The sequence below is a fragment of the Nocardia aobensis NBRC 100429 genome (assembly GCF_000308375.1).
GTDB lineage: Bacteria > Actinomycetota > Actinomycetes > Mycobacteriales > Mycobacteriaceae > Nocardia > Nocardia aobensis.
In genome coordinates, this window is record NZ_BAFQ01000038.1 from 1 (window position 1) to 22,861 (window position 22,861).

The window sequence follows — 22,861 nt, forward strand, 5'->3', positions numbered from 1 at the left end:
CGAATGGTGCACTCCCGCACGACGAGCGCGTGCCGTCCCACGAGTCCGACCAGACCGGACGAAGCGCAGACGAGTCCGTTACCGCGCGCGACGCCGACTCGTCGGTCCCCCGGGATGCGGATACCGCCGTTCCCAGCGACGCCGACTCGTCGGCACTCCGCGACGCCGACTCGTCGGCACCCCGCGACGCGGATGCGGGTGCGTCGAACCGCACGGACGAGCCGGGGGTGCGACACGATAAGGCCGACGACGCCGCGGGCACACCGCGCGACGACACCGGCGATCCGGCGCGAGACGGGTCCCACTCCGGCAACTCGCGCGTGGAACATGATGGCACGCAAGAGAAATCGACTGAACAGGACGAACCGCGTCGGCGCCCGGCGGCCGATACGAACCACGACGGTACGGTGCGCAAACCGATCCGCGACGAGTCCGGCGAAGAAGGCACCCGGCACGACCGCGACGACGCGAACGGTGACCGGCCCGAAGACCAGCTGGTGCCCGGGGCCCCGCCGATGCCGGCGCAGGTCGGTGATCATCAGCCGGTGCGGTCCGGGCGGAGCGAGCAGTCCGATCACGCCGGTGCGCCCGAAGCGGCGAAACCGGCCTCCGCTCGTCCGGAGTCGACCCGCGGTCGCTGTGCCGAATTGGCGCTGAAGCTGATTCGCGATCTCACCGGCAGCAAGACGATCCGGCTACCCGAGCGGGCGGTCGGGCCGGAAGGTATGACCGCCGCGGAGGTGCAGGCCGACGCCGGTGGGCGGATGGTGAAGGTCGGCGACCACGACGCGATCGCGCGGCGCCTCTCGCGGATGCGCAAGGGGGCGTCGGCGCTGGTGGTCGACGGTTATCACGCCGGTCCGGGCCGCCGAGTCGTCGGTGCGCACGCCTACGTCATGGTCCACGAGGGCGGCGGGCGGATCGTGGTGCGCGATCCGAGTACGGGGGTGGTGACCGACCACCCGGCGCGCGTGCCTGCGGATCTGCACGACACCCACATGATCCTGTTCGACCACCGTGGGCGTCCCATCCATCCGCTCACCCCGGAACACCGCGAAGCGCTTGCGCGACAGCAGGATCCGTCCGCCGTGCGGATTCGGCAGGCGCTCGACGACAATGTCGGCCGCGTCCACGAACTGCTGCTTCGAACACCCACCGGCAGAAGGATTCTCGGCGAACTCACCGACCGCCGCTACCGGGAGCACATCGATCAGGGGTCGCACAGCGACGGCAGATCCGGGTCGTTCCGGCGCCGCGACATCACGGCGGTTCTGTACGCCGAGGGACGCGGCCAGATCGCTCAGGCACTCACTCTCGCGCACGAGAGTGTGCACGCCGAGCGGTATCTCAACGGCGAATCGCCCGCCGATCGGCCTCTCGAGCTCTCGCGCGACGACTATGTGCGCGAGATGGTGCACGAGGAGGCGATGGCCTCCGGACGCCGATTCCAGTTGGCGGCGGAGTTGCGCGAACTCGGCTACGACATCGCCGAACATCCCGCCGAGGTCGCCTACCGCCATGCCTACGAGCGCGCGCTGCGCGGACTCGAGGGCCCGGGAGCGCACGAGATCGCGCACGAGGTGGCGGTCGACCATCTGCGCGACTACCTCGAACATATCCCGCCCAACGACAGCGGCCGGACCTACGCCGATCACTACCGCGATATCTGGGATCGCGCGCACGACGGCGCCCGCACGCCGACCGACCGGAGCATCCGCTACGTGCCGGACGATCCGGTGGTCCGCGACCGCATCCGCTCGGCCGCTCTCGAACGGCATATCGCCACCGTCCGCCTGAACGAGCATGCGCAGGAGCTGGCCCACGTCGCCGATCGGGTGGCCGATCGCATTCCTTACGACCCGACGATGCGCCGGGATATGTTGCAGCACTTGATCTCCGATCAGCTGCGCACCATCGGCCGCGAACTCGGGCGCGACGGGCTGGCGCCCGAGCGCCGTGCCGAGTTGCAGCGGCTGGCCCACGATCTGCGGCGGATGTCGGATCTCGTCGATCGCCGGCACAACGCCCTGGCCGAGGTCGACCGGCTGCGGGCGAGCGCCGCGGCGGACGTCGCGCGGCGGCTGCTCGGCGACATGATCGCCGACGCCCCGGGTGCGGAATTGGTCGGCGATCACTTCGCGGTGATTCCCGGTGAGCCGGACCGGATCATGGTCGCCGCGGCGCCCGGCGATCACGAGCGGGTCATGCGGGCGGCGCCGCCCGAGATCGTAGAACGACTGGCCCGCCCGGGTGCCGAGGCCGAACACCTGAACGTCGATACCCGCCACAACGGCGAGATCCGCTACGAGCGGGTCGACCAGCCGGGGCTCGCTCGAGACGATCCCGCCGAACCCGTGGAGCCGCAGGACCTCGCGGCCCAGGCGTCCGAGGCGATCATCGGCGAGCTGCGGCGGAAGCTGGCGGAGGTGCCGGTGGGCGCCTGGGCGGTCGACACCCTGCACGCGCGGGGCGTGACCATCGAACACGACTCCGGCGGCGGTCATCGCTACGAGCCCGCCCGCAACCGGCTCACCCTCGACATCGGGGGCACCGACGGCGAACAGATGGCCGCCCTGGTGCATGCCGCCATCCATGCCGAGCGGGCGCACGAGCGCAGCACCGGCGACGGCGTGCTCGACCGCGATCGGATGTCGCGCGACGACTACGTCTCGCACATGCTGGACGAGGAAACCGACGCGCACGCAATGGAATACCACGCGCTCGCGCAGCTGCGCGAGGCGGGGCACGACATCGCGACCAGCCCGCTCGAGCGGATCTACCGCGACGCGTTCACCGCGGCTCGTGAACGGGCGGCCGCGCGGGACGATCTGCCGGGCGATGCGACGACGCGGGCCGCCGAACTGGACCGGATCGCGAACCAGGCCGGCGTCGACGCGATCCGCCCGGCCGTGGGTGATCACGCGCCCGACGGCGGTGCGAGTTACGCGCACGGTTACGGCGAAGCATGGGATTCCGCGCATCCGCCCCGGGAGGACGCGCCCACCGGGCAGCCGCCTCGCCCGCCGGCCGGTCCGCCCGAGCAGCGCGACGGGGGCGGGACAAGCTATGCCAACCACTACGGCGGCGACACCGCTTACGGCATCAAGGGGTGGGTGACCGAGAGCGGCGTGCTGCACGTCGAGGTGCGTGTCGGCCCTGATACTCCGTCCGGGCGCGAGATGTTCCGGGATCTGATGAACGAACTCGGCGACCGCGTCGAGGCGATCCAGGCCGAATGGTTCGACGGCGGGGCGCTCACCGACAATCTGGACAGTTTCAACGCGGGAGTGCAGGAGGGGCTCACGCCGCAGGAGGCCGCGCGCCGGACCTTCACCGGCACCCTCGCCGAGGAGCTGGGCTACACCGAGGTCACCTTCGGGGATCCGGATCTGCCGGGCGATTCCGGGCTCGAAGGACGGTTGGGCGAGAACACCGGCGTCACAGTGCTTTTCCGGCATCCCGAAGGGGTCGACGGCGCACCGCACGTGGACAGTCCGGAGTTGCCCGACGGTGCCGGCGGTGCGGGTCGTCCGCCCGGCGAGACGCCTACGCCGGGTGCGGCCCCCGGCGAGCCACCGCGGCGAGGTGAGGTCGTCGTGACCGTCGACGGTGAGCACGTGCGGTTGCGGCTGGTCGCCGACGGCGGCGGGCGGTGGCGGGTCGAGTCCGTGGAGCCGGTCCGGGAAGGCGAGCAGGCGGCCGGCGGTGAGGTCGAGCCGGCGAAACCCGGCCGGCTGCGTTCGCTGTGGCAGCGGTTCACCGGCGGGTACGAGGGGCACTATCCGAAATATCCGTCGGGCAGTGGTCAGGACGGCAAATATCAGACCGAGATGACCGAGGATTTCGGGCATCTGTTCGATATTCACGCGCTCGAGACCCTCGGCGACCACGACATCAGCATCAATTACGCGCGGTTGCTGAAGGAGTCGTTCACCCTCTGGATCAACCGTGAGCACGCGCCGCTGCTGAACCACCTCACCGCTCGGATGGATCTGCAAGCGGGCGAACACATTCCGATGCACGCCCGCGACGGGCGGGAGTACGCGTACTGGAACGAGGACGCGGACCCCGCCGAGGTCGCGGCGATGCACAAGTATCTGCGCGATATCGGCCTCGGTCATCTGGTCGACGAATCGCAGCCGCACGACCTACCCGGCCGTGCCGCGCCGCAACTCGGCGAACCCGAAGCGCCGCAGGGCAATCCGGCCGATGATTTGCGTGCCGCCGCCGATCGTCTGGGCGTCGATCTGTCCGATATCAGTCCGGAAACGCTGCGCCGCGCACTCGATACCGCCGAATACCAGAATCTACGCCGGGCCGCCGTCATCGAAGCCCTGCGCGACGCGGCACATCGCTACAACGCCGAGCACGCCGATATCCCGTACCGGCCGCAGTCGATCACCGACCACAATCCGCTCGGGCGCTTCCTCAAGGAAGTGATCATCGCCCAGGGTGACGATCCCGGCCTGCTGAACTGGCGTGGCGTGAACAACGGCGCCGAATCGGGCCGCGACTTCGACGTGCTGAACGTCGAGAACCCGGACGAGCGCATCGAATACGACCCCGACGACGAGTCGGGCCGCGACCAGGGCCTGCGGACGTATTTCGAGAATGCGCTGCGGCGCGACCAGATTCGCGACGAGCGCGCGACCTGGGCCGACCTGCTCGCCGCCGAATTGTCCCGGCTCGAACCGGATCAGCTCGACCGCGCATTGAACGACCTGCGCGACGGAGTGCACGAACGAGCCGGGGCGATCCGCGATTTCGCCGACCGGGTCGCGCAATTCCGGGACCGCTTCCCCGCCAGCGATGTCCGGGAATTGCCGCCGGAGCGACCGGGCGAGCCGGGCCGGTTGGTGATCCTCGACGTGCACGGCGACCACGAACAGACGCTCGCCGGCGCGCTCGATCGCCATCCCGGGCTCGCCGCGCGCCTCAACAACGGTGAGGTGCGGGCGGAGAAGTGGACCGTCGTCGTCGACGCGAACAATCAGGCGCACGTCCGTCACCTCGGCGATATCGAGGGACGGGCGATCTCGGTGGACGTCGAGGGCCGGCATCTGGACGGACTGCTGGTCCACGACGCCGACGGCAACTGGCACGTCACCCAGCCGCCCGCCGAGCCTGCCCCGGTCGCGCCGCACGCCCGCACCCCCGAGCGAATCCGTTCCGTGCGAGACGATCTCGCGCGCGAGCTCGGCCTGGACCCCGACCAGATCACATCCGAACTCATCGAACACGAACTTCGCGCCAACGACCTGCGCGCCCTCCAGATCGAGGCGCTGCTGGACCACGCGCGCAGCAGCGACGCCATCGAGACCTTCCACGATCTGGCCAACGCGCGCGACCGGCTCGCGCAGACCAGCGGTATCGACGACGCGCAACACGCGACACCCGAGCGGGTCGCCGACTCGATCGCCGACCGCGGCACCCGCAACGCGCTGCGCAAACAGCAGGTCGAGCAGCTGGTCAAGTACTACGACAAACTGGCGAGCTATCTGAAGGGGCGCGGCGAGGATCCGGCTCACCTGGTCGAGGCCCGCGACAACCTCGTGCGCGCTCTCGGCGGCGAACCGAAGGACGTCTTCCCGAAGAAGTACTCGAAGGAACTCGACTATCAGCGGAATCCACAGGGAATCGACCCCGGTGAGCTGACCTCGCTGATCCGCGGGCGGCTCCGCGACCCCGGCACCGCCGCGGCGCTCGCGGATTTCGTCCGGACCCTCGCGGACACGGACCCGTTCACGAACGGATTGCGTTTCGATCCCGGGACCGACCCGCGGGTGTTCGACGGTGAAGTGCCGATGCACGATCCGGAGGCGCTGACCCACCTGCGGGAGGTCATCGGCGACGGGCAGCGACTGTTCGGCGCGCCCGACCCGGATCAGCCGGTCGCGTCCGGATCACGGCCGAATCGCGATTGGGCCCGGCTGCTCGGCCACGACCTCACCGACGCCACGCCGGAACAGTACGTGCGGGCCTACGAGGCCTACCGCGACGGCAAGATCGAGAAGCACGAGCGGCTCACCCCGGCGCAGCGGGAGCAGGTGCAGCGCGAACTGCGCGACGAGGTGCGGCAGCGGGCCGCCGATCTGCGGGCGCTGGCGGAACTGAACGATCGTTACCACCAGGCGGTCGCCGACCTGCCGGAGAACCGGCAGGCGACCATCGATCGGATCAGCCGGGAATGGGCGGCGGCGTGGACCGAGCGCGAACGGGCCCGCAGCTATATCGAGGACCATGCCTACGAACTCCGCGTCACACCGGAGGAATTGCTGTCCGACGGCCTGAAAGACGGCTCGGCCCTGCACGATCTGTTCGGTGAACTCGGTTCGCGCACCGTCCGGGGTGAGAATCTCGCCGACTATCGACGGCGGTTCGAGGAGTTCTCGCGCAGGCACGACGCGCTGTTCGAGGCGACACGCAGATTCCACGACAACGATGTGCGGGTCGCGGATCTGGACGCGGAACTGCGCGCCGCCGTGGAACGTGATGTGGAGCTGTCCGAAGGCGACGACGGCGCGGCCGCCGCTCCGCCGCATGGACCTCCGTCGAAGCCGCCCGGTTCACCGGGCGACGGGGCGCAACCGCCGGAGCCCGAGGGCGGGGACTCGGATGGTGTGGATTCCGATGCGACCGCACCTCCGCGTATCGAATCGCCCACCGAGTGGGGCATGCGGATGCGCGCGGAGAATGCGAGCTGGGACGCGCGCATGGCGGCCCGGCATGCCGTGCGCATGCGCGAACTCGCCGACGAGATGGTCGCGCGCGATCCGGACGGTCCCGAGGGCGCCCGGTCCTGGGCCGCTCGGATGCGCGCCGATCAAGCGGAATGGGAGGCGCGGCAAGCCGCCGAGCACGCCGACTGGCTATGGAAGATCGTCGGCGACCACCGCGGGCCCGCCGATCCGTCTCCTCCGCCATCGAGCGGCGAGCCGAAACACGTTGCAGCCGAATCGAAATTGGGAACACAGGCGACAATCCCGGACGGTCCTCAGCCGGAGGGCGGAGACGCTGCGGCGCGAAAGTCGGACGCCGACGAGCCGGGGCCTGGAGACGTCGCCGCACCGAAGCAGGTGACCGACGGTGAGCCCGCACCGAAGGCAGATGACGACGGACAGATCGACGCCGCGCTTGCCCGGCAGGTTGCCGCGCACGACGAGTTGCGCCGGATCGCAGGGGAACTCGGCCTCTCCGATCACGGCAACGCGCGCGATCTGGAGGCGGCGATCCTCCGCCGGATCGAGGAGGAGTCGGCCGACCATCAGGCCACCATCGCCCGCAACGATCTGCGTCCGGACCAGTGGGCCGCCGCCCGCGATCGGGCCCAGCAGCGGCTGAACGAGCTGTACCGCCTGCGCCGCGAGACGATGCGCGCCGCCCGGGACTACCAAGCTGCCCGGATCGAAGAACGGCAACTGCGGGCCGCGAACCCCCAGCGCGCACAGGGATCCGGCGAGCGAGCGTCCGGCGACGGTCGCCGCCCTGCCACCGAACCCGGTGACGCCGACGCGCCGGATGCAGAAGGCTCCGTGGTGAGTCGTGCCGAGCAGCGGACCGCCGATGGGGAGGGTTCTGCCGCGAACCGTGACGACCGGAGCGCATCTGATGAAGGTGCTGTGGCGGCTGGTGACGAATCTGTCGCGAAGCCCGGTGCGGAGCTGCCGACTGTCAACGAGTGGTCCGCGAAAGAACGCGGAGACGAGGGCGAGGAGCCGGGTGCCGATTCCGGTGACGACGGCACGGGTGGCTCGCCCGCGAAGCCGGGTGGCGACCGGCCCGGTGGCGCGGCGCCGCAGGCGGACGCGGAACCCGCGCCCGATGCGGCCGGTGGTGGGATCGACGGTGGCGCCGGTGGTAAGCCTCCGGCGGGTGGAGGTTCCGACGAGGGCAGCCCGCCAACGGACGGCGGCGATAGCGCCGAAAACCTGCCGGTGCAACAGGATTCGGACACTTTGCCGCTTCCGCGCCGGTCGGACCCGCCCGCGCCGCACGGCGGCGAACGGCCCGCGCGTGAGGCGTGGGAGCAGAACGGTCCGCAGCGTGAGCATCGTCCGGTGACGCGTGCGTTGCGTAAGGCGCTGCGGGATCTGGCGGATGCCGGTGCCACGCGGGCCCGCGCCTGGACGCGAATGACCGCCCGTGCTCATGATCTCGGCTTGCGGCCGGAGGAGATCCGGCGCGAGATCCTGCGCGAGACGATCGCCCGCACCGCCGATGCCGCCGGCACCGCGCCCGCGATCCGGAACGAATTGCGTGATCTGCTGGGCGATCTCGACCGCGGCGCGCCCCGGCTCGAGGTGGATCGGCGCGCCGCGCGCCTGGGTGTGGCGCTGCCGTCCGACCATCAGGTCGCCGATGCGATCCGCGATCGGCTGGCACCGCCGGCCCAGCGGCGTGCCGAACTGTCCATCGAACTCAACGATCGGCGCACCGTCGACCTGGGCCGGCTCGAGCGGCTCGCCCGGGAATTCGGCGTCGATCCGGACGGGCTGTCGCGACCGGAACTGCAACGTGCGGTCCGGGATGCGGTGAACGACCATCGCGCCCCCATCTCCGAGCGGCAGCGCCGCGCGAGCGTCGAGCTGGTGGACCGGTATCGCACGGCGGCGGCGAACGAATCCGCTCGCCGGGCCGCCGCCCAGCATGCCGCAGAACGCGAAATGCTGCAGCTGCGAGCAGGTTTCGACGATCGCGGCCCGCGCATCTCCGGCGTCTCCTATCGCCGCTTCCGCTTCGACGCCCCCAACCACATGCGGGTGGACGGCGCACCGGGCGAGCGCGGCCGGTGGGTCGGTGTCGGCGCGGGCCGCGATCCGGAGCTCCGGTTGCCCGCGCGGGAGCGGGTCCGGCATGCGGCCGAGGGGTTCGACGCCGTCTACTACCGGCTCGAACTGGACCACAACGGCCGGATCTGGGTGAGTGAGCACCATCCGGTGTCGACGGAACCCGTTGCCACGCGGCCGGCTCCGGCGCGCCGTCCCGGTGACTGGATCGCCGGCGGCGAGCACGAACACGAACAGAGCACCCGGGCGTTGCGCAGACAGCTGCGCGACCTCGGCGCGGAGCTGGGCCGGCGAAACGATCAGGTGGACAAGAACTTCGCCAAGATCGTGCAGCTCGCCGAACATCTGGGCATCGACGACGCGTGGCGGATGCGGCCGCGCGAGCTGGCCGGTGCGGTGCGCGATCTGATCGTCGGGCGCCGGGCGCGGGCCGACGAACTGTGGAACCGCGCGGACATCCCACGGGCCGATCTGCGGAAGTTCTTCGAGGACCGCCGCGCCGAGGAAGCGCGAGCCGAGGAGACCGAATCGCTCGGCAAGGCCCTGCTGGGACTGTTGCGGGTGCACGATCAGACGTTGGTGGCCGCGCGTGACCGGGTGGCGGCCGACGCCGCGCTACTCGCTGCCCGCGATGTCCTGGCCGGCCACGACGGCATTCCGCTGGACGCCGGCGGACGCCCCGTGGACCCGGCGAATCCGAAACCGGAAGTGGCGCGGCTGGTTCCGGGCCGCGACGGCGCACCGGACCGGCTCGTGGTGGTGGCGCCGGGCGCCGATCCGGATCATGTCCTGGATCCCGCTGTCCGCCGCGCAGTGCTCGGTGACGACGGCGAATTCGTGTTCCGGCAGGTTCGCGTGGATGCCGACGGCCGCGTTCGGTTCGACGACATGCACCAGCCGCCATCGCAACTCGACGCGGCCGGGCGCCGGCCCGCCGAACTCGAGCAGCCGCAGCGGACCGGAACCGAGCCGCAAGCGCCTGACTCCGCCGAGCCGCATGCGGAGCGGCCCCGACCGGCGGAGACCGCGCCGGTGGCCGATCCGCAGGCCGCTCTCGACGCCAAGGTGCGCGAACGTGCTCACGTGGCAGCCGATCTCGAGTTCTGGCGCACCAAGGTCGACCATCGCGCCGACCCGTTCGGCGATGTGGATTTGAGCCGCAACCGCTGGTCGGAAACTCTGCGCCAGTTGCGCGCGGACACCGGGCGCTACGTCAGCGACAGCGCGGGCCCGGACAGTCCCGACGTCGCCCGGCACGAGCAGCTCAATCCGGAGCAGGAGCGCGAACAGACCGACCACGTGGACAAACTGGCCGAGGCGCTGGACCGGCTGTTCCATTTCGAGGACCGGCTGGACGCCATCGACCGCGAGATCCACGATCTGGAGCAGCGGGGCGCCCGCCACGACGCGTCGCAGGCCGAGGCGGTCCGCGACGAACTCGGCCGGGTGGCCGACGACCATCGCGCGGCGGTGCAGCGGGCGAAACCGTTGCGCCGCATCAGGGATGAGCTGTCGAGGCTTCTCGACGATCCCGCGCAGCGCACACCGGAGAACCTGCGCCGGCTCGCCGACGCCGAGGAAGCGGTGGAGCGCGCCGAACACCGGATCGACCACTTCAACGACGAGCGGGTCGCGCTCACCGGTGCGTGGCCCGAGGCCGTCGCCGACCACTGGCGGGCCGCAGTGGGCACGGATGAGACGCCGGCATTGCGCCGGATCAGCGAGAACGTGTGGCTGGACCACGGTCGTGCACCCGATGAGGACGGTACCGGCGCCCGCCCGGCGCGCTTCATCGTCGTCGCCGGACGGGCCGGATTCGACCATCCGGACGTGCCGGGCCGTGCCGACGATCCGGCCGGTCCGCGCCGGCCCGCCGACGATCGATTCGACGCGCCGCTGCTGGATGCGCTGGCCCGGCATCCCGATCTGGCTCCGCTGCTGAAGGATCCGGCCACCACCATCGATCGGCTGACGGTCACCGGTGAACTGGCCGGCGGCGATCGTGACGGCGCCGGTCAGATCCGCGCTCGGGTCGAGACCATGGCGCCGGTGGAGATCGAGCGCACGGGACTGCCCGCGCACGGCCGCCTGGGCGAGGACACTCTGCCGTTCGCCGGCGACACGATGGTGCGCTGGCGCGGCGCCGACGGACAGTGGCACGACACGAGAGAGGGCCAGGCCCGCGGTTTCCGTGCCTACCAGCCGGAACTGCCACGCGGCACCAAGCTGGACAAATACTGGCAGAAGGAGGTCGACGGCTGGCGGCTGCCGCCCAAGGGATGGGCGGCTTTCGGCGGTACGGACAACTCCCACATCCCGTACCGGCAGCGCGAGGAGAAGATGCCGGACGGATTCAGCGGCACACTCGGCGCCGAACCGTTCCAGAACATGGTGGAGCCGTTGGTACTTCGGCTGCTCACCGATCACTGGCCGGAACTGAGCTACGAGCAGATCCTGACGCTGAGCGAAGCCGGCCGCGCCGAACTGTGGTGGCATCAGGGACCCGGACCCAAACCGGAACCGCCGCCGGGCTGGGACGAAGAGGCCCATCACGGCATGCCGCTCGACGGCGCGCTCTACACCATCGGCAAGCGGTGGGTGCAGCTCTACGACATGGCTCGCAAACACCCGTGGGTGCTGGGTCCGCTGCAGCGCCGGCCGGAGATCGGGGAGTGGGTGCGCGGACACACCACCTGGCTGCCCGACGGCGCGTTCGATCCGGATCATCCGGTGCTGCGCAAGATCCCGGTCGTGCGCTCGTTCCGCGGCTGGAAGGGCTGGCGGGCCGGGCCCCGGATCGATCTGCAGCCGCCGCATCGACCGTGGTCGGCCGCCGATCACGTGCCGCCCCGCGACCGGGTGGAGTGGTCCACGCCGCGTCAGGACCGTGATGTCGCGCGCTGGGATGCGGTGCAGCGCTGGGCCGATCGCGTGATCGGAGGATTCGCCGACGATGCCGGCAATGCCGATGTGCACCGGATCGTCGACCTGCTGACCCGGGCTCGCGATCCGCTGCTGGACCCCGCCGATCCCGGCGGCGCCCGGCTGGAGGCGCTGAACCTGGCGCGGCATCCGGACGGCACTCCGCTCACCCGCGCGGAACTGACCGAGCGCATCCAGTTGGTCAAGGACCACCTCATGCGCAACGAGATGTGGGTCCGCGACCACGCCGATCCGACGGGCCGGATGGTCAAGAAGACCTACGACCGGCTCCCGCACGTGGCCGACGCCTGGCTGCGGCTCACCGGTGAAGGCGACGGCGACGGCCGGACCACGCCGTACAACGAAGATCTGCTGCTGCTCGACGACGCCTACGTCGAGGCCGAGTACCTCGCCGACCACGACGACGCCACCTGGCACGACGCCGACCTGGAAGCGGCCCGGCACGGGTACGACTGGGACACCAACCGGCGCCGCCTGAGCGGACATCTCGTGATCCGCGACGGCGTGCCGGTCCATCCCGACGAACTGCCGCCCGATGCGCCCGAGCACGGCCGCGACAAGACACTGCGGATGTCGCGGATTCCGTACGCGGTCGACGCACCCGCGCCCGACCCGTCGTGGCTCTCCCCGCGCGAACGCCGCGCCGCCGAGATTCTCGACGAAACCGGTGCGCGGCAACGCTTCCCGGGGTTGCCGCGGGATCCGGTCGCGGCATTGAAGGAATTGGCGGCGCGCGATGCGGGTCCGCTGCGCGCCCTGCCCGCCCCCGGTGCCCGAGACCCGCTGCTGGATCTGCTGCTGCGTGCCGGCCGCGTGGAACAGCTCGCCGACGCCGCCGACCCGGGCGAGCGCTTCGTCTGGGCCGAACGCCTCGGCGAACCCGAAGCCGCGGTCGAGCCGAGGCAACTGCCCGACACCCTCCGGCGCCTGCGCGGCGATCTCACCCGCCGATTGGACGACCTCGACGCGGCCGGGCCCGATGAGCGGGCGGGCGAGACGAATCGGGCCCGGCCCGCTCTCGGTGGTCCGGACGAAGGCGGCACGGACGAGGGGGATACGGGCGCGAGCGGTGTGAAACCGGATCGCCCGGATCGCCCTGGTTCGGATTCCGGTGGTGCGGTGGCGCCGCATCCGGGTGAGGGCCGGCCGGCATCCGGCGACGGCCCGCTGCGGCAGCCCGGGCCGATGGAACCACACGAATTGTCCTCGGGCCGAACCGAAGTCGAGCGGCTCGCGACCGAACGTGCCCGTCTCGCCGACGACCTGGGCCTGTTGCGCGCCGAACGGGACGCCGCCACCGGCAGCGAGCGGGAGCGCGCCGCACGAGCCTACGAGGAGGTACGTACCCGGGTCTTCGCCCTCACCGAGCGAATCACCGATGTGGCCGGACCCGATTTCCTCGCGGCGCAGGGTGCGCGGCCGGTGACGAACCGGGTCGGAATCATCGACGGCGACCATCCGATGGTGATCGTGGTCGGCCTGCGCTCCGACGGCTCCGGTGGGTCTCCGCACCGTGCCGTACTCGATGCCGCCGTCGTCGCTCATCCGGAACTGGCACAGGCTCTGGCCGATCCGGACGTCGAGATCCGGTACCTCCGCCTGACCGTGGATTCCCAGGGCCGGGCCTTCGTCGCCGCCTTGGAAGCGCCGCCCCAGGCGCCGCGTCCGCGGCAACCGGGCTCCGGAACCACGCCGCCCGTGACGGAATCGAATGCCCACCGCATTCCGCCCGCTCCGGACGAGACCGGTGCCGCACCGCACCGACCGGACCGCAACGAGCAGGCACCCGCCGATCCTCCGCCCGGAGAAGCCGGTGCCGAACCGGGCGGTACCGCGAAAAATGCGGCGGATTCAGCGAATACGCCGAGCCTCGCTCCCGACGGTGGGCGTCGGGAGTCCGGCGGGGCCGGTGGTGTCGACAGTGCGCCCCGCGCACCGCACGGTGCCGACGGTGCGGTCGGCGGCGAGCATCGGGAGCGTGGTGCTGCCGACGGTGTTCTCGACGAAGCGGAGAGTCGGCCGAATGAGGACGACACCGAGGCCGGTAAGGCGGGAACCGACGAAGCTCCGGAAGGCAGTCGGAGCAGGCCGGGGCATGCCGACGACGGTGGAGAGCGGCCGGTAGCACCGGTGCGTCCCGGCCTCGCTTCGGAAGGTGAAGGGAGCGAATCGGATACGGCTCGCAGATCGCCGGGCGATGCCGACGCCGGGGAATCCGGGGGCGGAACGGGTACCGCCCGGCGGGCGGGGCAGCAGCCGCCGGACGGTGGTGAGCCCGATCGTGCGGGCGGCGCGAACCCGCGTGCACGCGATCCGCGCCAGCCGTACATCACGCCGGTCCCGCACGTCCCGCACGACGCCGAATTCGAGTGGCCGGATTACACACCGAAGCGCATCGACGTCAACCTCCCGCCCGCCCCGATTCCGACCCCGCCGCCGCATCAGCCACCGCCGCATCAGCCGCCGCGAAAGCCCGGCCCGGGACAGCCCGGCGTAGGTCATCACGACCCGGACGGTGGCCATCACGACCATCACGGTCACGACCCCGATCACCACGGCGATCACCGAGGGCACGGCCCCGGGCATGATCACGGTCATCACGACCACGACGGAAATGACCACGATCACGGTGGCCACGACCATCACCACAGCGGCCGCGGCCACAACGGGGATCCTGGCCACGGTGGCCACGAGCACGACGACCACGGTCATGACCACCACCACGGCGGCCACGGCCATCACGGGGATCACGGCCACGGTGGGCACGAGCACGGCGGCCACGGTCATGACCACCACCACAGTGGCCACGGTCATCACGGGGGTCACGACCACGGCGGCCACGAGCATGGTGACCACCATCATCACGGCCACCACCACCATCTGCCGGGTTCGCAGGCCCACCCGAACATCCCGGTACCGCCGTGGCTTTCGGACGCAGTCGCCCCGGGCAATGCCGCCTCGCAACCGTTCCCGCTGCCGAGCGCGGGTACCGAGCGGAATGTGAACCCCGCTGCGACCGGGCTCAACCCGTTCGGTGCACCGCTGGGGGCGCTGCCTCATACGGCTGAACCTGCTATCCCACAGCAGGTTCCGCAGCAGCCGGCCCTTGAACCGCATGTATCCGACGGTTCACACGCAGCGATCCCGCCGGATCATGGCGTCGAGCAGGGCCCTGGCGCCGCCGACCGGTACGGCAATGGAAACCACCGCGGCACCGGATACGATCCGGGAGCCGGATACGGGAATGTCCACGACCGGCGATTCCCGGTCGATCGCCCGTTCTCCCTCGGTGATCCGGCCGTCGGCGCAACGGGAAACTCTCAGGTACAACCGGTTCCGGCTGACCAACCGCAGAACAACTTCCCGCAGAACGGTTTCCCACCGTTCGCACCACCGATGCCGAACGGCAACAACGCGGCCTCCGCCTCCACTCCGGCACGTCACCACGCGCACCCGACCGGCGCGCCGACTGCCGCACCGTCCCGAATCCTGGTGCAGGAGTTCAACGGTCATCGTTGTGCGGAGGTCGATCCGCTCACCGGGTCGCTGCACGAGTCGGCCGAGCCGATGGGCCCGTTCAGTGGGGTGTACGGCGATCTCGACGGCGTGGAGTTCGTCTTCTTCCGCACCGAGGATCGGCTGTTCCTGCGCGTCGCGGGGCAGTTGATCGATGCCGATGATCTGGCGGTCATCGTGCACTGGCAGCGCGCCGGGCGTCGGCATACCGAGTTCACCGTGACCCGGGCGGGACTGGCGGTGTGCACGGTGCGCTACCGCCAGCGCAAACCGGAACTCGACCTCGGCTTGTGGATTCGCGATGTGCTCGACAATCCCGCCCGCCGTACGCAGATCTTCGCCGAAGTCCGGGGTGTGCGGTGAAAAGCGCAGCACCGCACACTGTTACCGAGCATCGCACCGATGAGGATGTCCGCAACCGGCCGCGCCGGACGATGGACGCGAACGAGGAGAACACCGCGACGTGACCCGCCCCGATGAGCACAATCCCGATTCGCAACCGGAATCCGATCCGGATGCCACACCGGCGTCGGTCCGACCGGTCAGCACACCGGCGGCCTCCGCACCGGATCCCGCAGACGACCGGGCCGATCTCCCGTCGCACGACCAAGCGGTCTCTGCCTCCGACGACGAACCGGACGTCGGCTTCACCCTGGGTGGCGGCAAGCCCGAATCCGTCGCGGCGGCAGTGGATCCGGAGGCTCGCGCCCGGGAATTGGCGCACGGGATCGCCCGCGAATTGGCGGCGGTCGCGCCCGAGGGCTGGCACGAGCTGACCGCTGTCTTCGCCATCACGGTGGTGGTCGGCGGCGGTGAGGTCGTCTTCACCAACGACCAGGACCGCATGTTGCGCGCTGATCCGCCCGACTCCGTCCTGGAGCTGGTGCGCGAACACCGCGATCTGTCGGCGGCCTTCGCCAGCGGTCCCTGGTGGCGCCTGTTCGTCCGATTGGATCGGGCGGGACATCTCCAGGTGGACTACGACTACGGCGACGAACCGTTCCCCGACGATCAACTGCTGGCGCCGGAGGCGTATCTGGCGGATCTGCAGGCGTATCCGCGTGATCGGGTGCCGGTCTGGCTGGGCGCCTATATCGGGCACGGAGACCGGCAGTCCCGCCCGCCGGCGGTCGCGGCCCGGCAGGCTCGCGCCGATCGAGCCGCGGGTGTGGTGCCCGAGGTGTCGGATGACGACTTTCCCGATCTGTCCACACTGTGGAGCCGGTGGGCGGTGATGGCGGCCGCCTTCGTCGCCGCCGGATCACAGTGGGGACCACGCGTATTGCCCTCGCTGGGCTGGTTCGAGGGCGCCCGGCGCGGCGGCAGCACGCTGTATCTCCTGCCCGGCGGCCGGGCCGTACTCTCCGGCGGGGTGTGGGAGGCGCCGGCGCTCGATGCCGCCTACAACGGTGGCGCACCGCTGCCGGGACTGTATGCCGGTGCACCGGAATGGGTGTCGAATTCGGTGCTCAATCCGCGCTTCGGCGACGGGTTGCTGTCGTTCTGCTATTGGTTCGAGGACGGACGGTGGTATCGCGGTGAGTCGCCGTCGGCCGATCACCTCAGCGACGCGCTGCCGGGCGTGTGGACCTCGGCCACGGTCGCGCAGGTCATCCGTGGCCTGATCGACGGCGAGGCCGACGACGAATTGCGCTCCGCGGTGGACACGCTGGTCGCCGCAGCCGAGGCGAATGTGGTGACCCGCGAGACCCTGGTCGCCGTCTTCGGCGACGACGGCGGCTTCGATGTCGACGGCGCTTTCAACCAGCTCACGCTGGCCGGTGCGACGCCGACGGGTCCGGCGCCGCTACCCGAGCCCGAGGCGCTCGAGCGGGTGCGCGGTCATCTCGACGAGGCCGGGATCGCGACGGACGGATATCCGCTGGATCGTTTGCACGCGGATCGGATTTCGGTGGGCTGGATGGTGTACGTGCCCGCCGAACCCGACGAGGTGGCGATCGGGCGGGCCGTGTTCTACGTCGCCGACGACGGCGTGCTGGAACAGTCCTCGTCCTCGATCGCGCCGTCGGTGTATGTCGAGGGTTTCGAACAGCGGTTCCGGGAGCGGCGCGGCGCCCTGCGGGCCGGATGACACTCGCCGCCGGTGTTTCACCCCGCGTTCAACCGCCGTTGCCGCCGGTGTTGCTCGCAGGTCGCAGCATGTTCGAAAGATGATGCGGGACTTGCTATTCGGCATACCGGTCGGGACGGGGGACCACCTCCGGCCGGTATCGCCGACGGGGTGAACGCGCCGCGTCCGCTGGTATCGAATTCGAGGAGCACGACCGATGGCGCCCGATCCGACTACGCCCGTCGCTACGGGTAATCCGTGGCCGGCGTTGAGTGACTACACGAAGAACCACACGTCCGGCAAGGATGCGTTGAAGTTCGAGCCGGACGTGGCCCTGGAGGTGGCCGCGGCCGCGGAGAGCACGATCGCCGCGCTGAAGACGTTGCAGCTCTACACCGACGACCTCACCGCCGGCTCGCCGGTGTCGAATCTCGCGTCGGGTACCGCGCTGGGCAAGAAGTTCGGTACCGAGGCCACCGATCTGAAGACGGTCTTCGAGGACCACAAGACGATCCTCGGCCAGATGATCGACACGTTCATCGCGGCCGGCAAGGCCTACGGCAAGATGGACGGCTTCAACTCCGCGCTGCTCGACAACGTCAGCGGTAAACCGGACTACATGTGGGACGCCGACGGCCTGGATCCGATGGGTGATCCGCCGAAAGTGCCGGGGACCACCGACGATTTGAAGAATCCCGTCAACGCGATGGACAACAAGGCGGGATTGCAGTCGTTCCAGTCCTCGACCATCAGTCCCGAAGCGCCCGACTACATGAGCTGGTACGACCTGTTCCAGGTCGGCAACTACATCCGGGTGAACAAGGTGGCCGAGAATCTCGCCAACCACGCGGGCACCTGGTGGTGGATGGCGTCCGAGGTGAACAAGGTGTACTCGGATCTGCTCAACAAGATCGACTCGGTGACCGTCGACAAGTGGAGCGGGCCGGGTAAGGAGACCGCGGTGGCGGCGGTGCAGGCCTACGGCAAGAGCATCCCGGGGCTGTCCACCGCGATCAGGGGCACCGGCGATCTGCTCGTCTACAGCTCTGGGTGGTTGAACGAGACCCAGTACAGCATGCCGCCGAACAACGAAGCCGACGCGAAGACGCAGCAGCAGTGGATCCAAACCGTTCGCGAAAGTTTCCGGCGCACCTACGTCTTCGGGATGAACCAGTCCTCGTCGCACGTCCCGGTACTGCCCGCGGCCGCCGCGGCATTCGGCCAGATTCCCGCCAACCCGTACAACCCGACGGGGCAGAACCCACCGGGCAGCCAGAATCCCCCGGGCAGTCAGAACCCGCCCGGTAGTCAGAACCCACCGGGCGGCAGCACCCCACCCGGCGGCTCGACCCCGCCGGGCGGTACGACTCCGGGCGGCACACCCGACGACGCGCAGGCCAAGGCCGCGCAGCAGGCGGCGGCCCGGCAGCAGCGGGAGGCGTTGGCGCAGCAGCAGAAACAGGCCGCGGAATTCGAGAAGCAGCAGAAGGAAACCCAGCAGCAGCAACACAAGGAACAGCAGCAGCAACAGCAACAGCAGGAACAACAACAGAAGCAGCAGGAACAGCTTCAGAAGCAGCAGGAGCAGCAGCAGGCGGCCGCCCAGCAACAGCAGCAACAGCAGCAGGTCATGTCCGCTGTCCAGCAGCTGATGTCGGCCGCGCAGCAGGGCGTGCAGCAGTTGATGCAGGCGTTCCAGCAGGTTGCCCAGACCCTGACGCAGCAACAGCAGCAGGACGCGCTCGCCAAGGCCGGACTGGGTGATATTCCGGGGCTGAGTATTCCGGGTATGGACGGTTCGGATCCGCTGTCCGCCCTGGCCGGAGGCGGTGCGGGCGGCGGCGGTGGCGGTGTGCCCGGCGGCGGTGCCGGGGTGCCGGGGCTGCCCGCGCTCAGTCGCGATCTGGCGCAGGCCTCCAAGTTGTTCCCGCGGGCGAGCACGCTCAGCACGGCGCTGAGTGCCAACACCGTCGATTCCGCGACCGGCCGGGCCGGCGCCGCGCCGATGGCCGGCACTCCCGGATCGCCGGGGGCGGCCGGTGCGGGCGCGCAGAATCAGCAGGGCAAGGAGCACAAGCGGCCCGCCTATCTGGATTCGGTCGAGCATCTCGAGGACGCGCTCGGCGATGCGCCCGTGGTCGTGAAACCGGTCGTCGAGAAATGACACGCAGCTGGAGCTTCACCGATCTCGAATTCGTCGTCCTGTGGCGGCATTTCGGTGACGAGGGGCCACCGCGTCCATTCGTCTACACCACCGACATTCCGCTGGAGGACGACTTCCAGCGCGAATGCACGCGGCTGCGCGACCGGATGCTGGCGCGGCCCGACCACACCCTGTTCGACGCGGTGCGAGACTGCACCCGGCCCGATCTCGCCGTCCTGGTCACGGGCTTCGACGGCCACGACCCCCATCGCGGCGAGGGAGCGGTCCGCCTGCTGGCAGCCCGGCGCGAGGACCGCGGCTACCTGCTCACCCAACTACCCGGCCGCACCCTGTTGCACGCCGGGGGATTCACGATGGTGCAGTGCGATCCGCTGCGGCTGGCCGATATGGTCGCGGATGCGCTGCCGCCGGTCGACGCCGGCGTCTTCGGGCACATCCTGCTGCCGCCCGATCCGGAATCGCCGGCCGGAGCCGCCGAAGCGCACTACATATCGGCCGACAGCGCGGGCGGCGCCCCGCAACTGTGGGACAGCTACGACGAGCCCGCCGATGCCGCCGGGCAGCGCTTCCTCGACATCGTCCCGGAACGCTCCGGAACCATCGAAATCGCCCAGGGCGTCTCGCGTTTCGGCCCGCGTGGTCGTACGGTCCGTCATCTGGACTGGCGCGACCTGCCCGGCGACGGCCGCTACGTGATCCAGGCGGGCCCGCCGCGCACCGCCACCGGCGTGGACCGGCAGGGACTGATCGCCGCCGTCAACGCCGAGATCATCACCGTCGTCCGCGCGATCAAGGACGAGCGCGTCTGATCCCGCGGCCGGACGAGCCGAATTCCGACCGACGAACGAGGAGCACGATGTCCACCGCGACAACCAGATCGGGCGCGATAGCGGTCGAGACCACCGAACAGGGCCTGCCGCTGCGCATTTCGATCGAAGCGAGCGAATTGCGCCGCGACCCTGCCGAATTGGCCGCCGAACTGCTCCGGCTGTGCTCGCGCGCGGCCGATCGGGCCGGACTCGCACGGCGACGGCAACTCGCCGAGGCCGGAGTGAGCAGCGATCTGCTCGCCTTGACCGGACTGCCCACGGCGGAGCAGGTCGAACGGCAGGAACTGATCGACGAGCAGGAGTACGACACGGAGCCGCAGAGCTGGCTGAGGTCGGTGGAGTGGTAGCCCACGAGGCCGGAGACAACGCGAACGAGGGGGAGCAGATGGCGAATCCGCCCGACCCGAACGGTGTTTCGGTGATGGACGAGTTGGTCGCCCGCACGGAGCGGCAACTGGAACGCATGCGCGATCTCGGCGATCGGATGGCGGCTGTGCGCGCCCGCGAGACCTCACCGGACGGTGCCGTCACGGTGGAGGTGGACGGTAACGGCGCATTACTCGATCTCATTTTCTCACCGCTGGTGAATCGGCTCACCCCAGCGGAATTCGAGCAGGTGGTAGTGTCCACCGCGCGCAGCGCCGCCGCCCGGGCGTTCGCGCAACGCGGTGATCTGGTCGCCGCATTCAACGAGGAGAACGGCGCGGGTACGCGCGAGATTCACTGACGCGTAACGCGTTCTTAAGCTGCGCGCGTGCCAATCTACGTCGTCGCCTGTTGCAATTGCTCGGTAGATGTTCGATCCGCCGGTTACGCGAGCGCGAATCGGCTTACCGGGCAGGGGCTTTCAGATGGGCGAGTTGGTAGCAGTACCGGAGGCGATCCGTCGCTACGGGGACACGGCGGCCGCGATGGCCACCGAAACACTCTCCGCGGGCACCGTGAACCAGGCGGTGGCGATCGCCGCGGCCGTTCCGGTCTTCGGACTGATCGGTCAGGACTTTCTCGCGACATACGCGCTGGCGCAGGCCAATCACCTGAGTTCGGTCGTGGAGCTGGCAACCGTGCACGCCGGAACCGCGGTCACCGCGCATCAGAGTGCCGCCACCTACGCGGCGACCGACCAGGACAACGCCGACCTGCTCGGCGGAATCGGTCGCGCGTGATGGAACCGGGCCTGGACCGGTCGATCGTCGACCTGTTGCGTCAGAGCGCGATGGGGTCGATCGTGGACCGGCCGGTCAACGACGTACTGCGGGACATGGGGCTGCCGGGCCTGCCGCAGCTGCCGCCGGCCCCGCCGCTGCCGCAGCTTCCGCCGCTGCCGGTGCTCGACCTGCACGCGCTGACCAAACCGATCACGGATCTGGCCAGCAGTTTCGGAACCGGCAAACTCGGCTCGGGCGCGGATCCGACGCAGGTGCTCTCCCAGGTGTCGGCCGTCTTGCAGACCGTCGTTCAGCTGGGCATCACGGCGATACAGACGGCGATGTCGCTGTGGCAGGGCGCGGGCGCGTTGTCGGCGGCTGCCACATCGACCCAGGCGGCCGCCGACGGAACCGCGGTGGCGGGGCAGGGGGCGCAGATGTCGCTCGGCACCACCGCCGCGGCCGGCAGCGTCTTCACCGGCAATGCGCTGATGACGGGCATCACCTCGCAGTATCTGACCACGCTCGCGGCGGCGGCCCCGTTCATCGTGACCCCGCCGGGGCAGGTGTTCGTGCTGGCGATGTCGGCGCAGACGCTGGCCGAGGCGCTCGCCGTGGTCACCAAGACGCGAGTCGAATTGACCGCGCACAGCGCGAAGATGGCGCACACGGGGCAGAAGGTCAAGATCACCAATGTGCCGCACGGGGTCTCGAATGTCGCCGCGCAGCGGGTGCCGGTGCCGCAGTCGTCGCTGAAGTCCGTGGCCGGTACCACGTCCCGGCTCAGCGCTACCCCGTCCGCCATGTCGCCGGCCACGGGCGCGTCGAGTTCGGGCGGCGCCGCGAGCTCTGCGACGCAATACGTTTCGCAGGCACTGCAGATGGTGCAATCGTTGTCGGCCGTCGGCGGTGCGGGCGCGCAGGCGGCCACGAACCTCACCGGCCGCGCCGCGAAACCGATCGCGGCGCCGGTTCCGCCGTCGGGCGGAGCTCCGACGGCCACCGGATCCGGAGCCGGCGCACCCGGCGGAATCGGCGCCCCGGCCGCCGGCGCACCGGAGATGTCGTCGCCGCTGCAGGCCGCGCGCACCCCGTCGATCATGACGGAGGCGGCCGTCACCGCCGGCACCGAGTCCGCGATCGCCTCGACCGGCACGACCGGCGGTCCGGGCATGATGCCGATGACGCCCGGAGCGGGCGCCGCCGGAATGGCCCGCGCCGCTTCGGATTCCGGCAGCGCGAGCGATGCGGTGCGCGGTCAGCTCGTCACGGCCGCCCACGGTAACGACGTCGTGGGCGATATCGCCGGAGTCTCCCTTCCCGTGGTCGGCGCCGCCGATGCGGTCACCACCACCCCGGACACCGAGCCACCGGACAAAGCTCTCACCCTCTAGGAGTTCGCG

Annotated in this window: 8 protein-coding genes; all 8 read left to right on the forward strand. The window is 70.2% G+C overall.

Going from position 1 to position 22,861, the window contains the following annotated elements; genetic code table 11:
* The first annotated feature begins 227 nt into the window (after positions 1-227).
* Positions 228-15,608 (forward strand): DUF6782 family putative metallopeptidase, encoded by a 15,381-nt coding sequence (locus RJ03_RS04250; protein WP_157163330.1) that lies wholly within the window; start codon positions 228-230, stop codon positions 15,606-15,608.
* Between the two features lie 100 nt (positions 15,609-15,708).
* Complete coding sequence (locus RJ03_RS04255; RefSeq protein ID WP_036498231.1) at positions 15,709-17,337, forward strand: hypothetical protein; 1,629 nt, start codon at positions 15,709-15,711, stop codon at positions 17,335-17,337.
* Positions 17,338-17,533: 196 nt separating this feature from the next.
* Positions 17,534-19,480, forward strand: a complete 1,947-nt coding sequence (locus tag RJ03_RS36920) for a hypothetical protein (protein WP_036498232.1) — start codon at positions 17,534-17,536, stop codon at positions 19,478-19,480.
* Positions 19,477-20,289 carry an ESX secretion-associated protein EspG gene (locus tag RJ03_RS04265; protein WP_051024297.1) on the forward strand — a complete coding sequence of 271 codons (813 nt, stop codon included), beginning with the start codon at positions 19,477-19,479 and terminating at the stop codon, positions 20,287-20,289. The genes RJ03_RS36920 and RJ03_RS04265 overlap by 4 nt, the downstream gene beginning before the upstream one ends.
* A 47-nt stretch (positions 20,290-20,336) precedes the next feature.
* Entirely contained in the window at positions 20,337-20,657 is a 321-nt protein-coding gene (locus RJ03_RS04270) for a hypothetical protein (RefSeq protein WP_036498233.1), read from the forward strand.
* Positions 20,651-21,037 (forward strand): YbaB/EbfC family nucleoid-associated protein, encoded by a 387-nt coding sequence (locus RJ03_RS04275; RefSeq protein WP_232329255.1) that lies wholly within the window; start codon positions 20,651-20,653, stop codon positions 21,035-21,037. Before RJ03_RS04270 ends, RJ03_RS04275 begins: the two co-directional genes overlap by 7 nt.
* Before the next feature lie 124 nt (positions 21,038-21,161).
* Positions 21,162-21,476 carry a type VII secretion target gene (locus RJ03_RS04280; RefSeq protein ID WP_036498234.1) on the forward strand — a complete coding sequence of 105 codons (315 nt, stop codon included), beginning with the start codon at positions 21,162-21,164 and terminating at the stop codon, positions 21,474-21,476.
* Positions 21,473-22,852, forward strand: coding sequence for a hypothetical protein (locus RJ03_RS37930; RefSeq protein ID WP_174372254.1), 1,380 nt, complete (start codon positions 21,473-21,475; stop codon positions 22,850-22,852). The genes RJ03_RS04280 and RJ03_RS37930 overlap by 4 nt, the downstream gene beginning before the upstream one ends.
* Positions 22,853-22,861 lie beyond the last annotated feature (9 nt).

Bases quoted from the DNA above. Each gene is read 5' to 3' on its own strand.
- RJ03_RS36920 (WP_036498232.1), top strand. From the start codon at position 17,534: ATGGCGCCCGATCCGACTACGCCCGTCGCTACGGGTAATCCGTGGCCG.
- RJ03_RS04265 (WP_051024297.1), top strand. From the start codon at position 19,477: ATGACACGCAGCTGGAGCTTCACCGATCTCGAATTCGTCGTCCTGTGG.
- RJ03_RS04270 (WP_036498233.1), top strand. From the start codon at position 20,337: ATGTCCACCGCGACAACCAGATCGGGCGCGATAGCGGTCGAGACCACC.
- RJ03_RS04280 (WP_036498234.1), top strand. From the start codon at position 21,162: ATGGGCGAGTTGGTAGCAGTACCGGAGGCGATCCGTCGCTACGGGGAC.